This is a genomic window from Taklimakanibacter albus (assembly GCF_016595235.1).
GTDB classification, from domain to species: Bacteria; Pseudomonadota; Alphaproteobacteria; order Rhizobiales; family Aestuariivirgaceae; genus Taklimakanibacter; species Taklimakanibacter albus.
In genome coordinates this window covers 367,185-388,439 of the sequence record NZ_JAENHL010000008.1, presented here as the reverse complement: position 1 = coordinate 388,439, position 21,255 = coordinate 367,185, and the positions used below count along the sequence as shown (strand labels likewise).

General features: G+C 63.7%; 18 protein-coding genes. 8 read left to right on the top strand and 10 right to left on the bottom strand.

Features of this window, described 5'->3' with window-relative positions:
- Positions 1-2,028, bottom strand: coding sequence for a hypothetical protein (locus JHL16_RS24745; RefSeq protein WP_200187569.1), 2,028 nt, complete (start codon positions 2,026-2,028; stop codon positions 1-3).
- A 326-nt stretch (positions 2,029-2,354) separates the two neighbouring features.
- Positions 2,355-3,593 (bottom strand): Bcr/CflA family efflux MFS transporter, encoded by a 1,239-nt coding sequence (locus JHL16_RS24740; protein WP_200187568.1) that lies wholly within the window; start codon positions 3,591-3,593, stop codon positions 2,355-2,357.
- Positions 3,594-3,802: 209 nt separating this feature from the next.
- Here JHL16_RS24740 and JHL16_RS24735 point away from each other — a divergent pair, with 209 nt between their 5' ends.
- A complete protein-coding gene (locus JHL16_RS24735; protein WP_200187567.1) occupies positions 3,803-4,222 on the top strand; it encodes a hypothetical protein in 420 nt (139 codons plus the stop codon).
- Between the two features lie 52 nt (positions 4,223-4,274).
- On the opposite strand, the gene JHL16_RS24730 is transcribed toward JHL16_RS24735, so the two are convergent.
- From JHL16_RS24730 to JHL16_RS24700, 7 genes are read right to left on the bottom strand one after another with little or no spacing between them, the layout of a single operon-like run.
- On the bottom strand, positions 4,275-5,051 hold the full coding sequence (locus JHL16_RS24730; protein WP_200187566.1) for an SDR family NAD(P)-dependent oxidoreductase: 777 nt from the start codon (positions 5,049-5,051) through the stop codon (positions 4,275-4,277).
- A 12-nt stretch (positions 5,052-5,063) separates the two neighbouring features.
- A complete protein-coding gene (locus tag JHL16_RS24725; RefSeq protein ID WP_200187565.1) occupies positions 5,064-5,507 on the bottom strand; it encodes a cupin domain-containing protein in 444 nt (147 codons plus the stop codon).
- Between the two features lie 10 nt (positions 5,508-5,517).
- Positions 5,518-6,522, bottom strand: coding sequence for an ABC transporter ATP-binding protein (locus JHL16_RS24720; RefSeq protein WP_200187564.1), 1,005 nt, complete (start codon positions 6,520-6,522; stop codon positions 5,518-5,520).
- Positions 6,523-6,529: 7 nt separating this feature from the next.
- The gene (locus JHL16_RS24715) at positions 6,530-7,516 is read right to left on the bottom strand and encodes an ABC transporter ATP-binding protein (RefSeq protein ID WP_200187563.1); all 987 of its coding nucleotides are present in this window, start codon (positions 7,514-7,516) and stop codon (positions 6,530-6,532) included.
- Positions 7,516-8,394: an ABC transporter permease gene (locus JHL16_RS24710; protein WP_200187562.1), complete on the bottom strand. Its 879-nt coding sequence runs from the start codon at positions 8,392-8,394 to the stop codon at positions 7,516-7,518. The genes JHL16_RS24715 and JHL16_RS24710 overlap by 1 nt, the downstream gene beginning before the upstream one ends.
- Positions 8,391-9,329 carry an ABC transporter permease gene (locus JHL16_RS24705; RefSeq protein WP_200187561.1) on the bottom strand — a complete coding sequence of 313 codons (939 nt, stop codon included), beginning with the start codon at positions 9,327-9,329 and terminating at the stop codon, positions 8,391-8,393. Before JHL16_RS24705 ends, JHL16_RS24710 begins: the two co-directional genes overlap by 4 nt.
- Positions 9,330-9,351: 22 nt before the next feature.
- Positions 9,352-10,899 (bottom strand): ABC transporter substrate-binding protein, encoded by a 1,548-nt coding sequence (locus JHL16_RS24700; protein ID WP_200187560.1) that lies wholly within the window; start codon positions 10,897-10,899, stop codon positions 9,352-9,354.
- Between the two features lie 163 nt (positions 10,900-11,062).
- On the opposite strand from JHL16_RS24700, the gene JHL16_RS24695 reads away from it, so the two are divergent.
- The gene (locus tag JHL16_RS24695) at positions 11,063-11,851 is read left to right on the top strand and encodes a PhzF family phenazine biosynthesis protein (RefSeq protein ID WP_200187559.1); all 789 of its coding nucleotides are present in this window, start codon (positions 11,063-11,065) and stop codon (positions 11,849-11,851) included.
- A 246-nt stretch (positions 11,852-12,097) separates the two neighbouring features.
- On the opposite strand, the gene JHL16_RS24690 is transcribed toward JHL16_RS24695, so the two are convergent.
- A complete protein-coding gene (locus JHL16_RS24690) occupies positions 12,098-13,516 on the bottom strand; it encodes an aminotransferase-like domain-containing protein (RefSeq protein WP_200187558.1) in 1,419 nt (472 codons plus the stop codon).
- A gap of 215 nt (positions 13,517-13,731) precedes the next feature.
- Between JHL16_RS24690 and JHL16_RS24685 the strand changes: the two genes are divergently transcribed.
- Genes JHL16_RS24685 through JHL16_RS24660 form a run of 6 tightly spaced genes read left to right on the top strand, consistent with a single transcriptional unit; the run spans position 13,732 to position 21,254 of the window.
- Positions 13,732-15,072: an extracellular solute-binding protein gene (locus JHL16_RS24685; protein ID WP_200187557.1), complete on the top strand. Its 1,341-nt coding sequence runs from the start codon at positions 13,732-13,734 to the stop codon at positions 15,070-15,072.
- Positions 15,073-15,101: 29 nt separating this feature from the next.
- Positions 15,102-16,058 (top strand): carbohydrate ABC transporter permease, encoded by a 957-nt coding sequence (locus JHL16_RS24680; protein WP_200187556.1) that lies wholly within the window; start codon positions 15,102-15,104, stop codon positions 16,056-16,058.
- Positions 16,058-16,912: a carbohydrate ABC transporter permease gene (locus tag JHL16_RS24675; RefSeq protein WP_200187555.1), complete on the top strand. Its 855-nt coding sequence runs from the start codon at positions 16,058-16,060 to the stop codon at positions 16,910-16,912. The genes JHL16_RS24680 and JHL16_RS24675 overlap by 1 nt, the downstream gene beginning before the upstream one ends.
- 9 nt (positions 16,913-16,921) lie before the next feature.
- Positions 16,922-18,013, top strand: coding sequence for an ABC transporter ATP-binding protein (locus JHL16_RS24670; RefSeq protein WP_281436050.1), 1,092 nt, complete (start codon positions 16,922-16,924; stop codon positions 18,011-18,013).
- Between the two features lie 3 nt (positions 18,014-18,016).
- Positions 18,017-19,348, top strand: a complete 1,332-nt coding sequence (locus JHL16_RS24665) for a glycoside hydrolase family 140 protein (protein ID WP_200187554.1) — start codon at positions 18,017-18,019, stop codon at positions 19,346-19,348.
- Complete coding sequence (locus tag JHL16_RS24660; RefSeq protein WP_200187553.1) at positions 19,341-21,254, top strand: D-apionate lactonase family protein; 1,914 nt, start codon at positions 19,341-19,343, stop codon at positions 21,252-21,254. Before JHL16_RS24665 ends, JHL16_RS24660 begins: the two co-directional genes overlap by 8 nt.
- Position 21,255 lies beyond the last annotated feature (1 nt).

The following is a 21,255-nucleotide window of genomic DNA, read 5'->3' as shown; positions in this document are numbered from 1 at the left end:
TCAGTACTCCAAGACATCCAGTGACAGGCACATGCCGGTCAGCGCCGCGCCCAGCCCGGCCGCGACGGACTCGAAATAGACCACATCTCCGATGTCGAGGGCGGCCCCGCCGGGAAAGCCGCAATCGATCTGTGCAAAAGCGGGCCAGCCGGAAGCTGTGGTGACGGAGGAGAGCGCCGTCGCAGAACCATCCCGATGGCGCGTGAGGCGCACGGTCCGATGGTTGTCCGCGTCAGCAGGTACGTCAGCCGCAACGCTCAAAGTCACCCGGGCGATGGTGCACCGTCGTCTCGCGATATAGAGCACGCGCGTAGCGGCGCCCGTCATATCCAGATCCGGCAGCGGGCAGTGCACATTCTCGCCATGAATGTGGTGATGGACATCGCCTTGGAGCGTCAGCCTGCCGCGAAGCTGGTTGCGCTTGCCCCAGAGGACCGTATAGGGCTCCGGCATCCACTCCCAGACGCATGTGCCGTCGGCGACTGATGCGGTCGTCATCGCCGGGCCGGCGCTCGCGGATATGCCGCTCTTGCGGCAGCGATAGTATTTCCCGCCATGGCTGACGATCTTGTTCTGGACATAGGCCGTGCTGGCGGCCCAGGCATTGATGAGAGCGGAATTCCCGCTGAGCACCATGTCTCCTGGAATATCGAGCCCGTCGATCTCGACATAGGCCCCGCGCAACTCGAGGCCGGTGATGTCGACATCCGGCTCTCCCTTGGCCTGAGTCTGAAGATCAGAGCCGCGCAGATGATCGATGACGATCCGCCGTGGCCTGTGGGCGCGAAGAATGCCGCGCTCGCTGGACCTGATCGTCCCGTATTTCAGGGCGACGTCGAGATCCGACCATGCAAGCTGCTCATCGCCCGTCGTCGCCGAGAACATGTAAAGGGCCGCGGCCGTGTCGGGGACGATGACCTTCCCCATGTAGAAATTGTCGAGAGTGAGGTTCGAGGCCTCATTGACCGCGAGATACGACGTGTCCTCGAACATGAAATTGCTGAGCGTAATGTCATGTTCACAGCGGGTGCCGGGATGGGCATTGGCCCATTGCGTGCCGATCGCGATCACCGGATTTGTGGCGCTGCCGATCTGCTCGCCGACGATGTTGCTGACGACGACGCGTTGCGACGGTGTGACGGTGGACGGATTCTGCTGCACGTAATCCCAGGCGACCGTGCTGTCCGCAATGTCGCGCCCTGTGCCGGCCGGACCGCCGGAATTTGCGGAGACTCCCTCCGCCGTGGCGACATACTCCTTGCCGTGGTCGTTCGTCGACTTCTCGCCGATGGCATAACGGGTATTGGCGGCCCAGGCAGGGACCACATATTGCGCGAAGGTGGGCGGCGTCGTGTTCTTATGGTTGATATTGATGAACTGCCCGGTGAGCTTCACCGCCATATTGGCAAATACGCCGTTGACGACGGAGTTCGCATCGAGCGCCTGGGACTTGCGGTTGACGCTCTCGAAAACCATGGCGTCGTGGACGACCTGCCAGTTGATGCCGTCGAGGTCGATCGCTTCGGAGTAATCACAATAGATTCCACCGACCTCGACCAGATTCCGGTTGTATCGCCGATTGCCGCCGCTGGTCACCTTCTGGTGACGATGGCCGATGATCTGGATATTGTGATTGTTGTGGAGATAGGGGCCGGAGCCGCGGCGCTCTCCGCTCGAATGGCAGATGGTCGAGAGGAATTTCAGCCCGTCTATGCCCATGAGATAGGGGGCGCGCTGGTTCGAGTTGATCTTGTCGTCATCGTTGTTGGTGTCGAAGGCGAGGCCCAAAAAGCCGATATCGACCAGCGTGCCAACGTCGATATTCTTGGGCGTCGCCATGACCGGTTGTATGTCATTGGCGTCCGGGCGTGCCCGGCCCTTGGCGCGCAGTGTCGCCGCGAAGCCGTCGAAGATGACATGAGACTTGTTCAGCTCAATGGATGCGTATGTGCCGCGACGGGTATTGGCGAAGAAATAGGACGAGATGTCCCGCGCTTGCGCTATGTAATCCGCCGGCGGGAATATCACCTTGGCCGGCGCACTTATTTCATCGAGGACAGACTGGATTTCGGGCCCGAGATCCGTTTCCTGAGTGAAAGCCTGAGGACGGGACTCGGACCTGATGGTTCCCGAGGAGTCCACTGCCGTTGCGTGACTGCTTCTGTCGGAAGTAAGCGTCTGAATCCCGGCCCATGCGGCCAATACACCATGTGACGCAAAGAGACGCCGGCTCAGATGTCGAAACGTCAAATCAACCTCCGCTATCTGACGACGGCAGGGCGCATCGCCGAAATGCGCAGAGGACTGGAGGTTGAATCTATCACGGCGTGGTTGGCGCCGCAATTGAATGGGGGTCAGTCGCCGAGAGCGCCTTGCCTGGCTTCGTGGGGGGTGCCGGCCTCACCCCAGAACACCGCGAGCATGGCGAGGCCCCCGAGAATGGCGAAGCCTAATATCAGCGGCAACACCGATCCGTCATAAGACTGGCCGACGAGTGTCGCGAGCGGCAGCGACATCAAGGTCGCGAGCGATCCGACCACGGAGGCGCCGATGCCGGCCACATGGCCGAGCGGCTCCATGGCGGCCGCATAGAGATTGCCGAACAGCATGCCGACGCAGGCGAAGGTCGTGGCGAGGTAAAGCATCAGCGCCCAGAGCGGCGGATGGCCGTCGAAGGCAAATGCGATGAGGGCGAAGACGGTGGATACGGCGATCATGACCGTCAAGGCGATCTTGCAGATGCGCAGCATGCCGAGCCGGAGGACAAGCTTGCCATTGAGGAAGGAGGCAAGGCCGAGCGAGGCGGCAAGCGTCGCGAAGAATGCCGGGAAAAGGACACCGAGGCCATATTGGACCTGGAAGACCTGCTGCGCGGTCGAGAGATAGCCGATGAAGGCTCCAATGATGAAGCCTTGTGCCAGGATATAGCCGAGCGTGACGCGGGTGGTGCAGATCTTCAGCGCTGCGCGGAGGATCCGGCCCATCGAGAAGGGATGGCGGTCGGATTCCTTCAGCGTCTCCGGCTGGCGCAGCGCGAACCAGGCTGAGGTCAGGAGGCCGAGCCCCAGATAGCACGCGAAGATTCCGCGCCAGTCGAAGAGGAGCAGCACCGCCTGTCCCATCGCCGGCGCGATCATCGGGACAAGAATGAAGACCATCACGATGAAGGACATGATACGTGCCATGGCGCGGCCCTCATACTGGTCGCGCACGATGGCCGTGCTCAGCACATAGGGTATGGAGGCGCCGATGCCTTGCAGGACGCGGGCGCCGAGCAGCATCGGAAAGCTGACAGCGAGCATGGCGCACAACGATCCCACCAGATAGATGGCGAGCCCGGCATAGGCGATGCGCTTTCGGCCGAAGCTGTCGGACAAGGGCCCCGCGAATATCTGGCCGATCGCGAAGCCGAAGAACACCGTGGAGACGACGAGCTGGGTATCGTTTTCGCGCGCCACGGCGAATTCCCGGCCGATATCCTGCAGGGCGGGCAGCATCGCATCGATCGACAGCGCGTCGAGCGCCGACAGCATGGCCATGAGCGCAATGAACTCGCGCGTCCCGATGGACTGTTTCCGGCTTTCTTCGATCACATGGGGAGCTTTCTGAGGGAGGAATCATGTCGCCATGACGGGCGCGGCGTCGACCCTACAAACTATGAGGCTGTGGCGGCAAGCCCCGCCGGTTCGGCGGGCTCATTGGCGGCGGGATCGGAACGTGGTTGAATTGACGTGGCGAATCGCGCTTCCGGCGAGTGAATGTTGGGCTTGCCGATCACCGGGCCGATGAGGGATGATGGCACATGAACGGTAATCAGCGCCAGGCCGAGCTCGTCGCCGCCTATAAGGAATTGCTCCGCTCCTATCTGGAGAAGCGTCCCTCAGGGCTTCGCAAGCGCATATCCGATGCGATCGGGACCAATCGCAGCTTCGTGTCCCAGATCACCAACCCCAAATATTCGGTGCCGATACCGTCGCATTACATCCACACGCTCATGTCGGTTTGCCACCTGTCGCCGGTGGAGCGCAGTGAGTTCCTCACTGCTTATCTCGCGGCGCATCCGGGACAGGCCGAGCTTCTCGACAACAGCGCCATGGTCGACTCGATCACCATCGATCTCTCCGCCGTGAAAGACGAGGCGCAAAGAAGCCTGATCAAGCGGACACTGAAAGGTACCGCGGAAAGCCTCATCGCCATGGCGTTGGGAAAGACGAAGGATTGAATTTAGAGCGCCTCCCGCCAAAGTTGCTCGACTTTGGCGATAAGGAAGCGCCCTAAATGGAAGCCTGACCGCCATCGACGATGAGCGTCGTGCCGATGCAGTAGCTCGCTTCATCGGACGCGAGCCACAGGATCGCCGATGCACACTCATCCGCGGTGCCGGCGCGCCCAATTGGAATTTGGTTGCTCCAATAGGCGAGCTCCTTCGTGTCCTTCATCACCGGCGCGTTCATGGGGGTGTCGATAAAGCCCGGGATGACCATATTCACGCGGATGCCCAGCCTCGCATAGTCGATCGCCATCACTTTCATCATCGCCAGCACGCCGCCCTTGCTGGCACTGTAGGCCGGCTCGTTGGTTGCCATGCCGAGATAGGCGCAGTTGGAGCCGAGGCAGACGATGGCGCCGCCGCCGGCGGCGAGAAGATGCCGCGCGCCATGCTTGCAGGTCAGGAACTGACCCGTGAGGTTGGTCGTGATCAGCTTTTCCCAGATCGCGGTCTCGAGGCGGTCGACCCGGTCATCCTGGCCGAGAAGCTCGATTCCGGCATTGGAGACGATGATATCGAGGCCGCCCCATTCGCTTGCGGCTTTGTCCATCGCGCTCCCGATCTCGCTTTCGGCCGAGCTGTCGGCGATGAGGACCAGAGCCTCACCGCCGGCGGCGCGGATTTCATCTGCCGTGGCTTCAAGGGCTTCCCGCCGTCGCGCTACCAGCCCGACCCGCGCCCCCTCGGCGGCAAGGCGCAAGGCGGTGGCGCGGCCGATGCCGGCGCTGGCGCCCGTGACCACGGCCCGGCGGCCGGCGAAACGTTCTTTCACGATCTTCATCGGCGATCTTCCTTACTTTGCGATGGCACGTTTGGCTTTTACGCTTTTGGCGAGGTCGGAGGGAAACTGCGGATGCGGCACGTCGAAGGAGAAATGCCGGAAGACCTCGTCGCCGATAACCTTCCAGACCAGCGGCGTCCCGCGCGGGATCAGATAGATGCAGGGCGCCTCGACCAGGATGGTGCGTTTCTCTTCGAGCGAGGGCGGCTGATGATAGGTGATCTCGGCTTTGCCCGAGGTCACGACATCGATCTGATCCACCCAGGTCGTCCATTTATATTCATGGCCGGGGAAGAAGTCCTCATAGACGACCTGGCAGCAGGGCTCTTCGATGCCCACCCCCACCATGCGGTGCAGGCCGCCGCCCAGGAATTCGATCGGCTTGGGCTCGACCGAGTCGAGATCGTCGGGTTCGATCTTGTAATAGGCGAATTTCGAATAGTTGATCGGGTACATGGTCTTCCTCCTAGATGTCGGTGTGAGTTTCGAGATCGGGCAGGACATGGCACCAGGCTTCATGTCCGTGGGCGAAAGCCGCGGCCGGCGGATCGCTCAGCCGGCAGCGTGTTTCGGCATAGCGGCAGCGTGTGTTGAAGCGGCAGCCCTCCGGGATCGCATAGGCCGAGGGGATTTCGCCCGCGAGCGCCGGCGTCTGCGATCGTCTGGCCTCGAGATGCGGATGCGCCTTGAGGAGCGCCGCCGTATAAGGATGGCGCGGCCGGGCGAACACATCCGCCGTCGCGCCGGTCTCGACGATGCGGCCGAGATACATGACGGCCACACGGTCCGCCAGATGGGCGATGACCGAGAGCTGATGCGAGATGAAGATCATGCTCAAGGAGAGGTCGCGCATGAGCTCGCCGAACAGATTGAGGATCTGCGCCTGGACAGAGGCATCGAGCGCGCTCACCGCCTCATCGGCGATGATCACACGAGGCTTGAGGGCCAAAGCGCGGGCAATGGCGACCCGCTGGCGCTGCCCGCCGGAGAGGGCGCGCGGCGTGAGCTCGGCGACCGACCGGGGCAGGCCGACGCGGTCGAGCAGCTCATAAGCGAGCGCCCGGGCGCCGTCCTTGCCGATGAGGCCATGCACGAGCGCCGGCTCGGCGATGGCGCGGCCGATGCTCATGCGCGGATTGAGGGCGCCGTAAGGGTCCTGATAGATCATCTGCAGATCCTTGCGGATCCCACGCAGCTTCGCCCCGCGTGCCTGCCACACATCCTGGCCGGCGAAGGTGATTTCACCCCGATCCGGCTTTTCGAGGCGGGTGATGCAGCGCGCGATGGTCGATTTGCCGCTGCCCGATTCACCGACGATGCCCAGCACCTCATTGCGCCCGAGGGTGAGCGAGACGTCATCGAGCGCGGTCAGTCGCCGCGCCGGCTTGCCCTGCAGCAGCCCTACAAGCGACGCCCTGCCGGCGAAGCTCTTGTGCAGGCTGGTGACGCTCAGAAGTGGAGTTTCGATCATCGGCCCCTCACGTCACGATCGGACAGGCCGACCCATGGCCCGGCGGCTTGTGGTCGAGCGTCACGGGGATCGTTGCGCATTCGGCGCGCGCCGACGAACAGCGCAGCCGGAACGGGCAGCCTTCCGGCAGCTCGCCCGGCGTGGGCGGCGCGCCGGCGATGGTCTGCAAAGGCCGCCGTCCGCCGCTGACCTCGAGCCGCGGGATCGCCGCCAGGAGGCCTCTGGTATAGGGATGACGCGGCGTTCTGAGAACATCATATGTCGGCCCCCACTCGACGATGTGCCCCGCATACATGACGGCGATGAGGTCGCAATTCTGCGCCACCACGCCGACGTCATGCGAAACCAGTATCATCGCCATGCGGTTGCGCTCCTTGAGGCCGGCCAGCAGGGTCAGGATCTGGTCCTGGATGGTGACATCGAGCGCCGTCGTCGGCTCATCGGCGAGCAGCAGATCGGGCTCGGTCGCGATTGCCATCGCGATCATCACCCGCTGGCGCATGCCGCCCGACAGCTGATGCGGGTAAAGCCGCAGGCGTTCTTCCGGCGCCGGGATCCCGACCTGGTCGAGGAGATCACGCGCCAGCTCGCGGGCCGCCTTGGCCTTGAGCGACAGCTTGAGGCGCAAGGTTTCGGTCACCTGGTCGCCAATGGTGAAGACCGGATTGAGACAGGAGGCCGGATCCTGGAAGATCATGGCGATGTCCTTGCCGCGGATGCGCCTGATCTCGCTTTTGCTCAAGCTTCGCCAGTCACGGCCTTTCCAGGTGACGCTGCCGCCCACTATCTCGCCCGGATGCGGGACGAGCCCGAGCAACGCGCGCAAGGTGATGCTCTTGCCGCAGCCCGATTCGCCCAGAAGCCCGAGGCTTTGTCCGCGATCGACCGCGAGCGACACGCGCTTGGTCGCCAGAAAGGCGCCATGCCGGTTGACGAGCCCGACCGAGAGGCCGCGCGCCGCGAGCAGGGGAGCTGGTGACGATGCCGTCTGCATCAGCGCCCGCTTTCATCGAGCCGGTCGGCGAGCCCGTCGCCGATCAGGCTGAAGCCGATGCCGGCCAGCACGATGACGAGGCCGGGCAAGGTCGATATCCACCAGGCATTGAAGAGGTTCTTCTGGCCTTGCGCGATCATTTCGCCCCATTCGGGCGTCGGCGGCGCCACCCCGAGACCCAGATAGGAGAGGGCGGCGAGGGTGAGGATGTTGAGAACGATATCCGACATCGAGAAGACGAGATTGGCGCGCAGGAGATTGGGCAGCGCATGCACGAAGACGACACGTGGCGCGCTGTAGCCGAGCGTCTCGGCATTGAGGATGAATTCGCGCCGGCGGATGGCCAGCATTTCGCCGCGCGTCAGCCGTGCATAGAGCGCCCAGCTCACCGCGATCACGCCGATATAGGCGCCGGTCAACCCCGGTCCGACAATGGCGGCGATGGTGAGAATGAGGATGATGAAGGGGAAGGAGATCACCAGATCGACGATGCGCATGATGACCGTATCGATGAGCCCGCCGAAATAACCGGAGATCGCGCCGATGCTCAGGCCGATGACGAGCGAGACATAGGTGACGACGATGCCGAAGACGAGATCGACGCGACCGGCATAGACGACGCGGGCGAAGATATCGCGGCCGAGATCGTCGGTGCCGAAGGGGAAAGCAAGCGATGGCGGCTGGAGGGCGTTCATGAGATCGGTCGCGGTCGGATCCTTGAGGCCGAGAAACGGCGCCGCGGCGCTCAGGCCCGCGATGAAGGCGACGATCGCGATCCCTGCATAAAGCGAGATCGTCGCCCAGCGGCGGTCGAGCCGGGCGCGCTTTGTGAGTCTGAGCCAGGCGTCCTCTTCTATGCCGGGTGGGAACGGCCTCATTGCCGGATCCTCGGATCGAGCAGCGCATAGGAGAGATCGACCAGGAAGTTGGCGGCGACCACGACGACGCCGAAGACGAGCGTTAGGGCCACGATCACCGGATAGTCGCGCTGGACGATGGCCGCGACCATCAGCGAGCCGAGGCCCGGTATGGAAAACACATTCTCGACGATGACGGCGCCCGAGATGAGGAAGCCGACATTGATGCCGAGGATGGTCAGCATGGCGATGAGCGAATTGCGCAGCACATGTTTGAAGAGTATGCGCGCCTCGCCGAAGCCCCTGGCGCGGGCCGCCTCGACGAATTCGGCGCCCAGTGTCTGGATGAGGCTGGCGCGCAGGCTGCGCAGCAGAATGGGGGTGAGATAGAGGCCGATGCTGACCGCGGGCAGCGTCAGGCTGGCCAGATAGGCCAGTGGGCTGTCGCCCAGGCCCGATGTCGGAAAGAATTTGAGGCGGATGCTGAACAGGAGCACCAGGAGCAGGGCTGTCCAGAAGGAGGGCATGCAGAAGGCGAGCGTGGTCAGCGCCCGCACGACGTGATCGGCGAGGAGATTGCGCCGGATGGCGGAGAGAAGGGCAAGCGGCACCGCGATGACGAGCGAGATCAGGACGGCATAGGCGACGAGCGCCAGGCTGTGCACGGCGCGCGCCGCCACGATGGGGCCGATGGCGGTGCGCTGGAACAGGGAGTCGCCAAAATCGAGCCGCATGGCAGCCTTCAGAAAATCGAGATATTGCGTGACGAGCGGCTTGTCGAGGCCGAGCTGCTCGCGCAGCACTTGGACCGCCTCGTCGGTGGCGCGCGAGCCCAGCATCACGCGCGCCGGATCGCCCGGAACGAGATGGATCACCGAGAAAGCCGCGACCGTGATGATGAGGAGGACGGGGATGGCTTGCGCCAGCCGCCGTCCCGCAAAGGCAATAAGCGACAAGATGAGCGTCTCCGGCCGTGGATCAGGGCGCCAGCCACACGTCTTCGAGGTTCCACCATTTGACGGGGAGGGTCTTGAAGCCCTTCACCTTGTCCGACACGGCGGTGCGCGCCTTGATGAAGAACAAGGGCACGGCGGGGTATTCCGCCATTGCCAGCCGCTGCAATTTGTGGAAGGCGGCCTTGCGCTTCTCCTCATCGATGGTGCCGTCCGCTTCCTTGACGAGGGCAATGGCGTCTTTGTTGTTCCAGCCGGTCCAGAAGGATTCGATGCCGCCGGTGAAGTCGAAGAAGACGACGGCGAGATTGTCGTCGGAGAGCGCATCGCTCGAGAGACCCGCGCCGGTGAAGGTGAAGCAGTTTTCATCGCCGCTGCCCCAGCGCGTCCAGATCGTTCCCGTATCGACCGCCTGGATTTCCATCGTGACGCCGATCTTCGCCCATTCCGACTGCAGGATCTGCGCCTGCTGCAATTCGAACTGATCACCTGCCACGATGAGGCAGGACAGGGCAAAGCCTTGCGGCGCCGAGGATTTGGCGAGCGCCTCCTTCGCCTTGGCGAGGTCATAAGGATAGGCCTCAACCGCCGGGTCCCAATATTTGACCCTGGCGATGACATGATTGGCGATATCCCCCGCGCCATGCATCAAGGTTTTGAGCATCGCCTCCTTGGGCGTCGCGTAGTTCAGAGCCCGGATGACCTGCGGGTCGTTGAAAGGCGCCTTGCGGCTGTTGAACCAGACGGCATCCCACGCCATGACATTCTCGATCTGGACATCGACATGGTCGAGGGCCGCGACGCGCTCGATCTGCGCATAGGGTACTTCGGTCGCGATCTGCGCCTCGTCTGATTCGACCTTGAGCATGCGCGTGTTTTCATCGGGCACGTAATTGACGACGATCTGGTCGAGATAGGGCTGGCCGTTTTTCCAGTAATAAGGGTTGCGCTCGAGCACCAGGCGCTGGCCGCGCACCCATTCCTTGACCATGAAGGGGCCGGAGCCGACCGGCTTCTCGCTGAAGGCCTTGTCGCCCATCTTCTCATAGAGGGCCTTGGGGACGATCGAGGGAATGAAGGTCGAGAGATAGTCGAGGAAAGCGCCTTGCGGGGCCTTGAGCTTGACGACGAAGGAAGAGGGGCCTGCGCATTCGGTCTGCGCGATGGCGGCGCCGAAGCCGCCATAGCTGGTATTGACCTTTGGATCGGCGAAACGGTCGATCGAGAATTTCACGTCGTCGCAGGTGAGCGGATCGCCATTGGAGAATTTCACGCCCTCGCGCAGCGCGAAGGTCCAGGTCTTCGCATCGTCCGACACTGTCCAGCCTGTGGCGAGGGCGGATTGCGGCAACGGCGCGTCCGCGGTTTCGACCAGCGTGTCGAAGACCTGGACGATCATGAAGATCGAGCCATTGTCGCCGGCGCCGATGGGATTGAGGGTCAAGGGCTCGCTGTCGCGCGCCATGGTGAGCGTACCGCCTTTGCGGGGCGCTCCCTCTTCACCTTGAGCGGGTGCCGCAACGAAGAGAGCGCTCGCTGCGAGCGCCAGTAATCCGCCAAGTCGTGCAGTCATTGCAACCTCCCCAATTGTTTGTTCTTGTCATATGTACCGATAGTCGGTACAAGATCAGATTAGATGACAAAACTTTCACCTGTCAACGGATGAATCACAAAATTGTGAGAGTAATAGGGGGAAACGATGATTGCTCTTAAATGCATGACAATGTGGGCGACCCATGAAATGTGATGTCTTCCAGATCGACGCCTTTGCTGCGCGTGTGTTCGCGGGCAACCCGGCTCTCATATGTTGTCTCGACGAATGGCCGGAGGACGAGCTGCTGCAGGCGATCACGGCCGAGCATGGCGGCGGCGCCGTCGTCGCCTTCCTGGTCGATCGCGGCCCGCATTTAGAAATCCGTTATTTCATGTCGATCGGCGAATTGGGCCTCGTGGGGCACGCCTCGCTCGCCGCGGCCCATGTGGTCCTGCGTATCCTGCGGCCTGGTCTCGCGCAGGCCGTGCTGCAGCGCCGGAAAGGTGCGCTCAAGGTGGCGCAGCTCGATGATGATCTGCTCGCCATCACGTTACCCGCTTTGCCGGCCGAGCGGTGCGAGGTGCCGCCGGCGCTCGCCACCGCCCTCGGCGTCCCGTTGCGCGAAGTGCGCGTCAATCAGAATCAGTATTTTGCCATTCTCGACAGCGAGACGACGGTGGCCGCTGTCGCGCCCGACATGAATGCGCTCATGACGCTCGACCGCGACGGCGTCATCATCACGGCGCCCGGCCGAGCGAGTGAGTTCGTGTCGCGGGCATTCGCGCCCAAAGAGGGATTGCCGGAAGATCCGGTCTGCGGCTCGGCGCATCTGGCGCTGGTGCCCTATTGGTCCGAGCGCCTCGGGCGCCGCGAGCATGTGGCGTTGCAGCTCTCACCGCGCGGCGGCGAATTGCATTGCGCTCTTCTCGGCGATGAGGTGCGGCTCGCCGGCCAATGTGCCCTCTATATGCAAGGCACGATTCATATCTGATTTTCATTCGTCATCCCGGCGCGATCGCATGTCCGAATATTCTCCCTTCTCCCGCTTGCGGGAGAAGGTGCCCGATAGGGCGGATGAGGGGGTCGGTTCAGCGCGACAGTTTCTCAGGAGGACAAAATAACGAGATTCTTCAATTCTCAACGGGCTATGCGATGGTTGAGGGAACACCCTCATCCGGCCTTCGGCCACCTTCTCCCGCAGGCGGGAGAAGGGGAGTGCAGGCGGCACCTCCTAAACTCAAACAATCGGCAGCGCGGCGCCGTGATCGGCGTGGACCAGTTCGGCGATGATCGTCAGGGCCTGCTTCACGCGGGCCTCGCTCGCTTCGCTGCACAGGCACAGGCGCACGCCGCCGGGATCCTGTCCCGGCATGACGGAAAAGGCATCGCCAGGTGTCACCGCGACGCCGCGCGCCAGGGCGTCGGCGACGAAGACGGCGCTCCTCATGTCGCTCGGCAGCTTCAGCCAGTAATGCAGCGAGGCCGGCGCCGGGTGCGCCAGGCCCAGGATCGACGCCGCGATCTCCTGCCGGTGGCGCGCCGCCTTGGTCTGGAATTCGATCGCCTCGCGGCCGGCGCCGCTGTTGATGAGATGCGTCGTCAGCTCGAGCAGCAAGGGCGACACCATGGCGGTCGTCGCCCGCGTCGAGGCGCGCATGGATTTGTGCAGGCGCGGCGGCACGGCCATGAAGCCGATGCGCAAGGTCGGCGCGATCGATTTCGACAGGCTGGTGAGGTAGATGGTGATGTCGCGCGCCAGCTGGCAGTAGGGCGTGACGCGCGGCTCCACCAGGAAGCCGTAAGCATCGTCCTCGACGATCAGCACGTTGTATTCGCGCGCGATCCGCACGATCTCCTGGCGCCGGGCGAGGCTCGCCGTCACCATGGTCGGGTTGTGCAGGGTCGGCATCGTATAGACGAAGCGCGGGTGATGGATGCGGCAGGCGGCCTCGAAGGCCTGCGGCACGAGGCCTTCCTCATCGATCGCGACTGGCATCAGGCGGATGCCGGTGAGGCGTCCGACCGACAGCGCCCCCGGCCAGGTCAGCTCCTCGGTCAGCACGGTGTCGCCCGGCCGCGCCAGAGCGAGGAAGATGGTCATCAGTGCCGTCTGTCCGCCCGACACCGCATAGATGTCATCGGCCGGCGCCTCGACACCGAGCTCGCGCAGCCAGACGGCGCCGGCGACGCGATGCTCCAGCTGGCCCTGCGGCGGCTGGTAATGCGCGAGATCGTCGAGGTCGGGCTTCTTGGCGATGACCTTCAGCGCCGTACGCAGGCGCTCGCCCGTGCCGTCGGACAAAGGCTCGTTGAGGCTGAGATTGATCGCATCCTCGCGCTGCATCAGCGGCAGATAGAGACGTTCGAGCGGACGCAGCACCTCGCGGTTGGAGATGAGGTCGTTGTCCTTGTCGGGGGTTAGAACGAATGTGCCGCGTCCAACCGTGCCGCCGATGAGGCCGCGCCGTCCAGCCTCGGCATACGCGCGTGATACGGTGCTTACAGCAACGCCGAGGCGCTTCGACAATTCGCGATGGGTGGGAAGCTGCGCGCCGGGCAGGAGCCTGCCGCAGCGGATCGCCTCCTCCAGGGTGTCGGCGAGCGAGGTGGCCACGTCGTCACGCCGGACGGGCCAGCCCGAATACCATTCGCTCATCCAAACTCCACATTGCTTCTTTGTTGGTACATTTTCGAGTCGCTAGCTTACCGAGAGCCGCGGCCCAACGCAATCGCACCGTAAAATTGGGGATTCATGATTGACAGACGCGGTTCGGGCGGCTTATAACGACATTGTACTCATGATCAGTACATAAGCCAACGGAGACCCATTTTGTCATCCGGCGGCACTCAACAGGGATGGAGACACGTGTCATGAATCAGCGAATTCACCGGCAAATCTCTGCGCTTTCGGAAGCTCATCACGAGGCCAGGCTGTCGCGCCGCGGCTTTGTCATGGGGCTCCTGCAACTCGGCCTTTCGACCGCCGCGGTCGCTTCGATCGCCGCCGGGGTCCGCCCGGCCTATGCCGCGGCCAAGAGCCTCAAAGGCCATGTCCGCTTCCTGGTCGGACCGTGGTCTGAAGGCGAGGTCGCGCATCACAAGCACATCGCCGAAGCCTTCAATGTGCTGCATCCCGACGTTACCTTCGACTTCCGCCTCTATCAGTGGGGCACCGCCACCCAGGAGATCGGCGCGTCTGTCGCCGGCGGCGGCCACGACATCTATATGACGACCGAAAGCTCCTATCCCGATTATCAGGCGGGCAGCGGTTTCGCGGATCTGACGGCGCGCATCAACGATCCGGCTTTTGCCGCCGAGAAGGCCAAATATCTCTATTGGGAGCGCACTGAAGGTTATGGTCCCAAGCTGCTCGGCCTGCCGATCAGCTGGCATGTCGAGGACGCCTTGTTCGTGAACATGGACAAGGTGAAGGAAGCCGGCCACGATGCGAGCTTCATCGACAGCTGGGATGGCTTCGTCGATTGCATCGCCAAGATGACAAAGGAAGGCGAGACCTATGGTCTCGGCATCGGCATCCAGCTTGGCGGCTATGGCGAATGGTATCAGCGGCTGCGTTCGGCCGGCGGTTCTTATCTCACGCCCGATCTCAAGAAGCCCAATGTGAACCTGCCGGACGTCGTCAAGGTCACCGAGCAGATGGCCGATCTCTTCAAGCGAGGTATCGCGCCGCCGCTCGGCACCTACGGCTATGATGCGGCACCCGCCGCTTTCGCCGCCGGCAAGCTCGCCATCCTGTCATCGGATCTCGCCGGCACGACCGTCCTGCCCAAGAAGATGCCCTTCGACTGGAAGCTCTTGCCCTATCCTCCGGGCCCCGTGTCCCAGGTGAATTTCAACGACGTCACCTATTACATGGTCAACGCCAAATCGCCCGACCAGGACCTGATGTGGGAAGTGATCACCTTCTGGACGAATGGCGCCAACGACGCTTATTGGGCGGACAATTCGGGCACCTATCCGGCGCGCACCGACGCCGCCCAGAGCGGCTATGGCACCAATGCCGTGCCGCAGCTCGCCGAGGCGCTGCCCTTGTTCGAAAAACATGCGGTGGGCCTGGAGAATTTCCCACAATGGGCGACGGTCGAGGGCCTCGCCGAGGCGGAGATCCAGAACTGCTATACCGGCAAGTCGACGCCGGCCGAGGCCGTGGCCAATGTCGAGAAGATCGTCATCCACGAAGTCGGCCTCTGACGTCCAAAGGCTGAGAGGAAAGTTCCGAAATGGGCCTTGATGCCAGGGTCATGCCGGCGGCTCCGAGCGGCCGGCTGCGCTTAGCGCCCGAAGAGCACCGGCGCCTGAGCCGCAACAGGCGGCTCAGGCGCGAGGTCCTCGGCTGGGCGTTCCTCGCGCCCATGTTCCTGTGTTTCGTGATCTTCCTCGTGCTTCCCGTTCTCGGCACCGTGTGGTGGAGCCTGCGCTCGGGCGGGCTCGGCGGCGACACGAAATTCGTCGGCCTCAAGAATTTCATCGATCTTCCCGACATTGTCGGCGCCTCGGCCGCGGTCACCAACACGCTGGTCTTCGCGTTGATCTCGGTGCCTTTGATTCTGGTCGGCGCGCTTGCCATCGCTCTCTTGCTGGCGCGCATCGAGCGGGGCGGCTCGATCTATCGCTTCCTCATCTATTTCCCGGTTCTGGTGCCGGGCGTGGTTGCGGCCCTCATCTGGCTCTTCATGACCAATGTCGATTTCGGCCTGTTCAATGGGGTCGTGCGCGGCCTCGGCGGCAAGCCTGTCGTCTGGCTCGGCGCCGATCATGCCCTGACCGTGCTGGCGATCCTCGATGTCTGGCGCAATGTCGGCTATTGGGCGTTGTTCTTCGTCGCCGCCATTATCGGCCTCCCGAAGGAGCTCTATCAGGCGGCCGAGCTCGACGGCGCTTCGGCCTTCGCGCGCCTGCGTTATCTGACCCTGCCGCTGATGCGCCGGATCATCTTCTTCGCCGTCGTCGTGGCGACGATCTGGGGCTTGCAGGTCTTCGACACGGCTCTCGTCCTCACCAGTGGCGGGCCTGGCACCGCGACGACGACGGTCATCTACAGGGTCTGGCTCTATATGTTCGGCGCCACCAACAAGATCGGCGTCGCCTCGGCGATTTCGCTCGTCCTCATTGTCACGATCCTGCTCCTCACCCTCGTCCAGATGCGGCTGCTGCGCGGTCGGCGGGGAGGGGACTGATGACGGCCGAACAGCACGCGCGTATCCGGGTGAGGCAAAGGCGCAGGCGGGAATTCGGCCGCCATCTCGTCCTGGGGCTCATCGCCTTCATCCTGGTGGCGCCTTTCTACTATGTGCTTCTCGCATCGCTGAAGGACAGCACCGAGATCTTCAGCTATCCGCCGAAGCTTCTGCCGATCCCGCCCTATTTCGGCAATTACCGCGATCTTCTGTGGAACACCGGCTTTCTGCGCTGGATGTTCAACACGCTTTTTGTCGCGACGAGCGTCACGGTGCTGAAGGTCTTCCTCGATTCCATGGCGGGTTATGCCTTGGCCAAGATCGAATTCACCGGCCGGCGCCTCGTTTTTCTCCTGATGGTCATTCTGCTGATGGTGCCGATCGGCGCGCTCATCGTGCCTCTATGGTCGATGGTGTCGGGTCTCGGCCTCATCAACACCTATTGGGCGCTCATCCTGCCGCCGCTCGCCAATCCGCTCGGCGCCATATTGATGCGGCAGTTCATCTTAGGCCTGCCGCGCGATCTCGAAAATGCCGCGCGCCTCGATGGCCTGAGCGAATTCGCCATCTATTGGCGTATCGTTCTGCCGCTGATCAAGCCGGGCCTCGTCGTCCTCGCGGTCATCATCTTCACCGACCAGTTCATGAGCTTCACCTGGCCCCTGATCGCCACGACCAGCGATGAGCTGCAGGTGCTGACCGTCGGCATCGCCGCTCTGCGCGCCCATGGCGGCGCCAATTACGGCGTGTGGTCGGCGTCCGCCGTGATGTCGCTGGTGCCGATCGGCGTCTTCTTCTTCGTGCTGCAGCGCCAGTTCCTGGCGCGCTCGCTGGCCGGCGCTTTGAAACAATAGGATGCTGCCTTGACCCCGACCGACACATATAGCGGACCCGCCATCGAGCTGATCGAGGTCGCCAAGCATTACGGCAAGGTGACGGTGCTGGACCGTGTAGATCTCACCGTGGCGCCGGGTGAATTCATCGCTTTGCTCGGGCCCTCGGGCTGCGGCAAGAGCACCTTGCTCAAGCTGATCGCCGGTCTCGATGAGCTTTCGCATGGCGAGATCCATATTGCCGGGCGGCTCGCCAATTATCTGAAACCCGCCGAGCGCGACGTCGCCATGGTGTTCCAGAACTATGCGCTCTACCCGCATATGACGGTCAGGGAGAATATGGGATTTCCGCTCAAGATGAGCGGCATCGCGCGCGACATCGTTACCGCCAAGGTGGACGAGGCGGCAAGCCTCCTGCAGCTCAACGCGCAGCTCGACCGGTTTCCCGATGAATTGTCAGGCGGGCAGCGCCAGCGCGTGGCGCTGGGCCGCGCCATCGTGCGCGAGCCCTATGTGTTTCTGATGGACGAGCCGTTGTCCAATCTCGACGCGCTGCTCAGGGTCGAGATGCGCGCAGAGCTCGTCCGCCTGCATAAGAGAGTAGGGCGCACGACCATCTATGTGACCCACGACCAGGTCGAGGCCATGACCATGGCGAACCGCATCGTGCTCATGAAGGGCGGTGTCGTCCAGCAAGTGGGCACGCCGGCCGAGATCTATGCGACACCCGCCAACACCTTCGTGGCGACCTTCGTCGGCAGCCCGCCGATGAATCTGTTCAAGGGCCACATCGGCGGAGCGCAGTTCCACGGCTCCTTCGACATCCCCGTGCCGGCGCGCGTCACGTCCGGCGACGTCACGCTCGGCATCCGCCCCGAGCATGTCGAGATCGTCGAGGCGGGCGACAAAGAGGGGCTCGCCGCCACGATCGACGTGGTCGAACGCGTCGGTCCCGACGCCTATTTGCGCATGACGACGCAAGCGGGCGCCACTGTGACGGCCAGGGTCGATGGCGCGTCGCGGGCGAGGGAAGGCGAGCGCGTCGCTCTGCGCCTGCCGCCGGCGCGGCTCAGTTTCTTCGATGCGGCGGGTAATCGCATGAGCATCGACAAGGAGGGATGAGAGATGCATCGCCATCACCAGGTTCATCCGCTCGAGCCCAAATTGGGGCGCGTGCTGGCGGCGGCACCGGCAGAAGCGGCACGTTATCCTTTGGCGATCTCCGCCGACCGGCGCCGTCTTCTCGATGCCGCGGGCAAGCCGTTCCTGATCCAGGGCGATGCCGCCTGGTCGCTCATCGCCAATCTCAGCTTCGCGGAAGCCGTCCAGTATCTCGACGACCGCAAGGCCAAGGGCTTCAACACGCTCATCGTCAGTCTGATCGAGCATCTCTATTCGCAGGACCCGCCGCGCGACCGCGCCGGGCGCGAGCCTTTCACGACGCCGGGCGATCTCACGACGCCCAACGACGCCTATTTCGATGCGGCCGAGCAGGTGCTCGAGGCGGCGGCGCAGCGCGGCTTCTGCATCATCCTGGCGCCCGCTTACATCGGCTACATTCGTGACCGCGGACCCGGCATCTCGCGCCATCTCGATGGCTGGTATGAGGAGATCGTCGCGACAGGGCCGGAAGGCTGTCGTGCTTATGGCAGATATCTCGGTCGCCGCTTCGGCCGCTTCGCCAATATCATCTGGTGCATCGGCGGCGACTGGCATCCGGAGAAGACACGGGCCGGCCTTGACGCGGTGGCGCATGGCTTGCGCGACGCGGGCGTCACCACGCTCATGACCGGCCACACCCACCCGGAATATTCGGCCGCCGACACTTTCCCTGACGCCGACTGGCTCGATCTCAACATCACTTACACTTACGGAATCGTGCATCGCATGCTGCATGACGACTGGCAGCGCCGCCCGGTGATGCCGTTCTTCCTGATCGAGTCGACTTATGAGAGCGAGCACAATGCCAGTGCCCAGCAGATCCGCCGCCAGGCCTATTGGTCGGTGATGTGCGGCGGCAACGGCCATTGCATGGGCAATCACCCGATCTGGCTGTTCGGCGAGGGCTGGCAGGCGGCCCTCGATCTGCCGGGATCAGAAGCCATGGCGCGGTGGGGGGATTACTTCCGCGCTCTGCCGTGGAGCGACTTCCTGCCTGATCTCGATCGCGAATTGGTCTCGGCCGGCCTCGGCGAAGCGCGTGGCCTCGACCGGGTGACGGCGGCGCGCACCGCCGATGGACGGATGGGCGCGGCCTATCTTCCGGTTCATCGTCCGGTCGAGGTGCAGCTCGATCGCTTGCACGGCCCGTGGCTCGACGTCGAATGGTTCGACCCGGCGAGCGGCCGGCGCGTCTCCGGTGGAACCTTACGGGCGAAAGGTCCGGCGATCCTGACGCCGCCCTTCGACGAAGACGCCATGCTGGTCCTCACTTCGACCGGGATCAGCGATGGTTGAACGCTCGGTCGCACTCTTCGGCACGTCGCAGCCGGTTCCGCCGCGGCTCACGCTCACCGCGGGCTCGCTGACGGCAACGCTCGAGAACGGCGCGCTGCGCTGGATCAGGCATGGCGACATCGAGGTGCTGCGCGCCATTGCCTGGCAGGTGCGCGACCGCAATTGGGACACGCCCGAGCCGCTCGTCACCAATCTGGTGGTGCAGCAGCAGAAGACGGGCTTTCGCGTCACATTCGATGCGCTCTGTCGCAGCGCCGATGGCGAATTGCCTTGGCTTGCCGAGATCATCGGCGAAGCGGACGGGACATTGCGCTTCACCGGCACGGCCCGGCCGCGCGTGGATTTCCTCACCAACCGGACAGGCTTCGTCATTCTTCATCCGCTGGCCGGCGTCGCGGGCCGGCCGGTGGAGATCACCCACACCAATGGCGAGACGCGGCAAGCGCGGTTTCCCGAGCTCATCGATCCCGAACAGTGTTTCCTCGACATCAGGAGCCTTGCCCATGAGGCCGCACCCGGCCTTTGGGCGACTAGCCGGATGGAGGGCGACACATGGGAGATGGAGGATCATCGCAACTGGCTCGATGCCTCGTTCAAGACCTATGTGCGTCCGCTCGCGTTGCCATTTCCTTACAAGCTCGCCGGCGGCAGTGAAGCCACGCAGAGCGTAACGCTGAAGTTTTCCGGACGGCCCAGCGCGCCATCCATGGCGAACGGACCTCGCCCCGTCGCGATCACCTATGCCGACAGCCAGGCGCGGATGCCGGTCCTCGGCTTGCGGGTAGGGACCGAAACACTCGCCGAGAGGATGCGCGCCGCCGATCTCGGCCGCAGGACTGGCATCGGGCTCGTCAATGCCCGCTTCGACCCGCGCGCCGATCACGATGTCCAGCGCTTGGGGCATCTCGGTGAATTGGCACAGGCCCTGGGCGCGGAGTTGGCGCTGGAGCTCGTTGTGCCGTGCCGGCGCGACCCGGCGCACGAGCTCAGGGATTTCGCCGAAATGCTGAGCCAGTCCGGTGTCCAGCCTGAATCGATCGCGGTGGCCGTTGCCGAGGATCGCTTACGTCTTGTGCCCGGTCCGCCGCCGCCCGATCTGGCGCTTCTGGGCGTGGTCTATGGCGCGGCGCGCAACGTATTCCCGCAGATGACGATCGGCGGCGGCACTTTCGGCTTCTTCGCCGAGCTCAACCGCAACTGGCCGCCTTTCGGTCTCATCGATTACATCACCCATATCGCCGCGAGCGTCGTCCATGCCGCGGATGACCGCACGATGATGGAGAATCTCGAGTCGCTGCCGGCGATGGCGCGGACGGTGCGGGCCTTCGCCGGCGCCATGCCCTATCGGCTGATCGCCTTGAGCCTCGGTCTCGACAGCGGCCCCTATGGCGAGCCGGCGCCCAATCCCGACGATACACGGCGCACGCTGGTGCGCCGTGATCCCCGCCAGCGCGGCCTCTTCGCCGCCGCCTGGGCGTTGGGCGCCCTTGCCGAAGCTGCCCATAATGGCATCGCCGCCGTTACGCCGGCGGCCCTCGCGGGCGATCTCGGCATTGTCGAATGCGGTGACCGCCTCTCTCTCCATCCGATCTATCACGTGGTGCGCGGCCTGGCACGCGCCGCCGGCCGCGATGTTGCCGGGACGGTCTCCTCCGATCCGGCACGGGTCAGGGCGATCGCTTGCCGCAATGCCGCGGGCCGCATCGTCCTGTGGCTCGCCAATCTGACGGACGAAGTGCAGCGCGTGACGCTGCCGGAGGGTGGAAATTTGCGCCGCCTCGATGAGGAGACTTTCGCTGCAGCAGGCCTCGCGGCGGATTTCCTGGACAGGCAGAAGGCCACTCGCATCGGCCGTGAGATCGAGATCGGCGCATACGGCATCGCTTTGATTGAGATGGGTGAATGAC

What these genes read in the sequence shown, in the direction of transcription:
- JHL16_RS24690 (WP_200187558.1), bottom strand. Translation starts at nt 13,516, where the DNA reads ATGAGCGAATGGTATTCGGGCTGGCCCGTCCGGCGTGACGACGTGGCC.
- JHL16_RS24725 (WP_200187565.1), bottom strand. Translation starts at nt 5,507, where the DNA reads ATGTACCCGATCAACTATTCGAAATTCGCCTATTACAAGATCGAACCC.
- JHL16_RS24730 (WP_200187566.1), bottom strand. Translation starts at nt 5,051, where the DNA reads ATGAAGATCGTGAAAGAACGTTTCGCCGGCCGCCGGGCCGTGGTCACG.
- JHL16_RS24720 (WP_200187564.1), bottom strand. Translation starts at nt 6,522, where the DNA reads ATGATCGAAACTCCACTTCTGAGCGTCACCAGCCTGCACAAGAGCTTC.
- JHL16_RS24660 (WP_200187553.1), top strand. Translation starts at nt 19,341, where the DNA reads ATGGTTGAACGCTCGGTCGCACTCTTCGGCACGTCGCAGCCGGTTCCG.
- JHL16_RS24675 (WP_200187555.1), top strand. Translation starts at nt 16,058, where the DNA reads ATGACGGCCGAACAGCACGCGCGTATCCGGGTGAGGCAAAGGCGCAGG.
- JHL16_RS24700 (WP_200187560.1), bottom strand. Translation starts at nt 10,899, where the DNA reads ATGACTGCACGACTTGGCGGATTACTGGCGCTCGCAGCGAGCGCTCTC.
- JHL16_RS24695 (WP_200187559.1), top strand. Translation starts at nt 11,063, where the DNA reads ATGAAATGTGATGTCTTCCAGATCGACGCCTTTGCTGCGCGTGTGTTC.
- JHL16_RS24665 (WP_200187554.1), top strand. Translation starts at nt 18,017, where the DNA reads ATGCATCGCCATCACCAGGTTCATCCGCTCGAGCCCAAATTGGGGCGC.
- JHL16_RS24715 (WP_200187563.1), bottom strand. Translation starts at nt 7,516, where the DNA reads ATGCAGACGGCATCGTCACCAGCTCCCCTGCTCGCGGCGCGCGGCCTC.
- JHL16_RS24735 (WP_200187567.1), top strand. Translation starts at nt 3,803, where the DNA reads ATGAACGGTAATCAGCGCCAGGCCGAGCTCGTCGCCGCCTATAAGGAA.
- JHL16_RS24710 (WP_200187562.1), bottom strand. Translation starts at nt 8,394, where the DNA reads ATGAGGCCGTTCCCACCCGGCATAGAAGAGGACGCCTGGCTCAGACTC.
- JHL16_RS24680 (WP_200187556.1), top strand. Translation starts at nt 15,102, where the DNA reads ATGGGCCTTGATGCCAGGGTCATGCCGGCGGCTCCGAGCGGCCGGCTG.
- JHL16_RS24685 (WP_200187557.1), top strand. Translation starts at nt 13,732, where the DNA reads ATGAATCAGCGAATTCACCGGCAAATCTCTGCGCTTTCGGAAGCTCAT.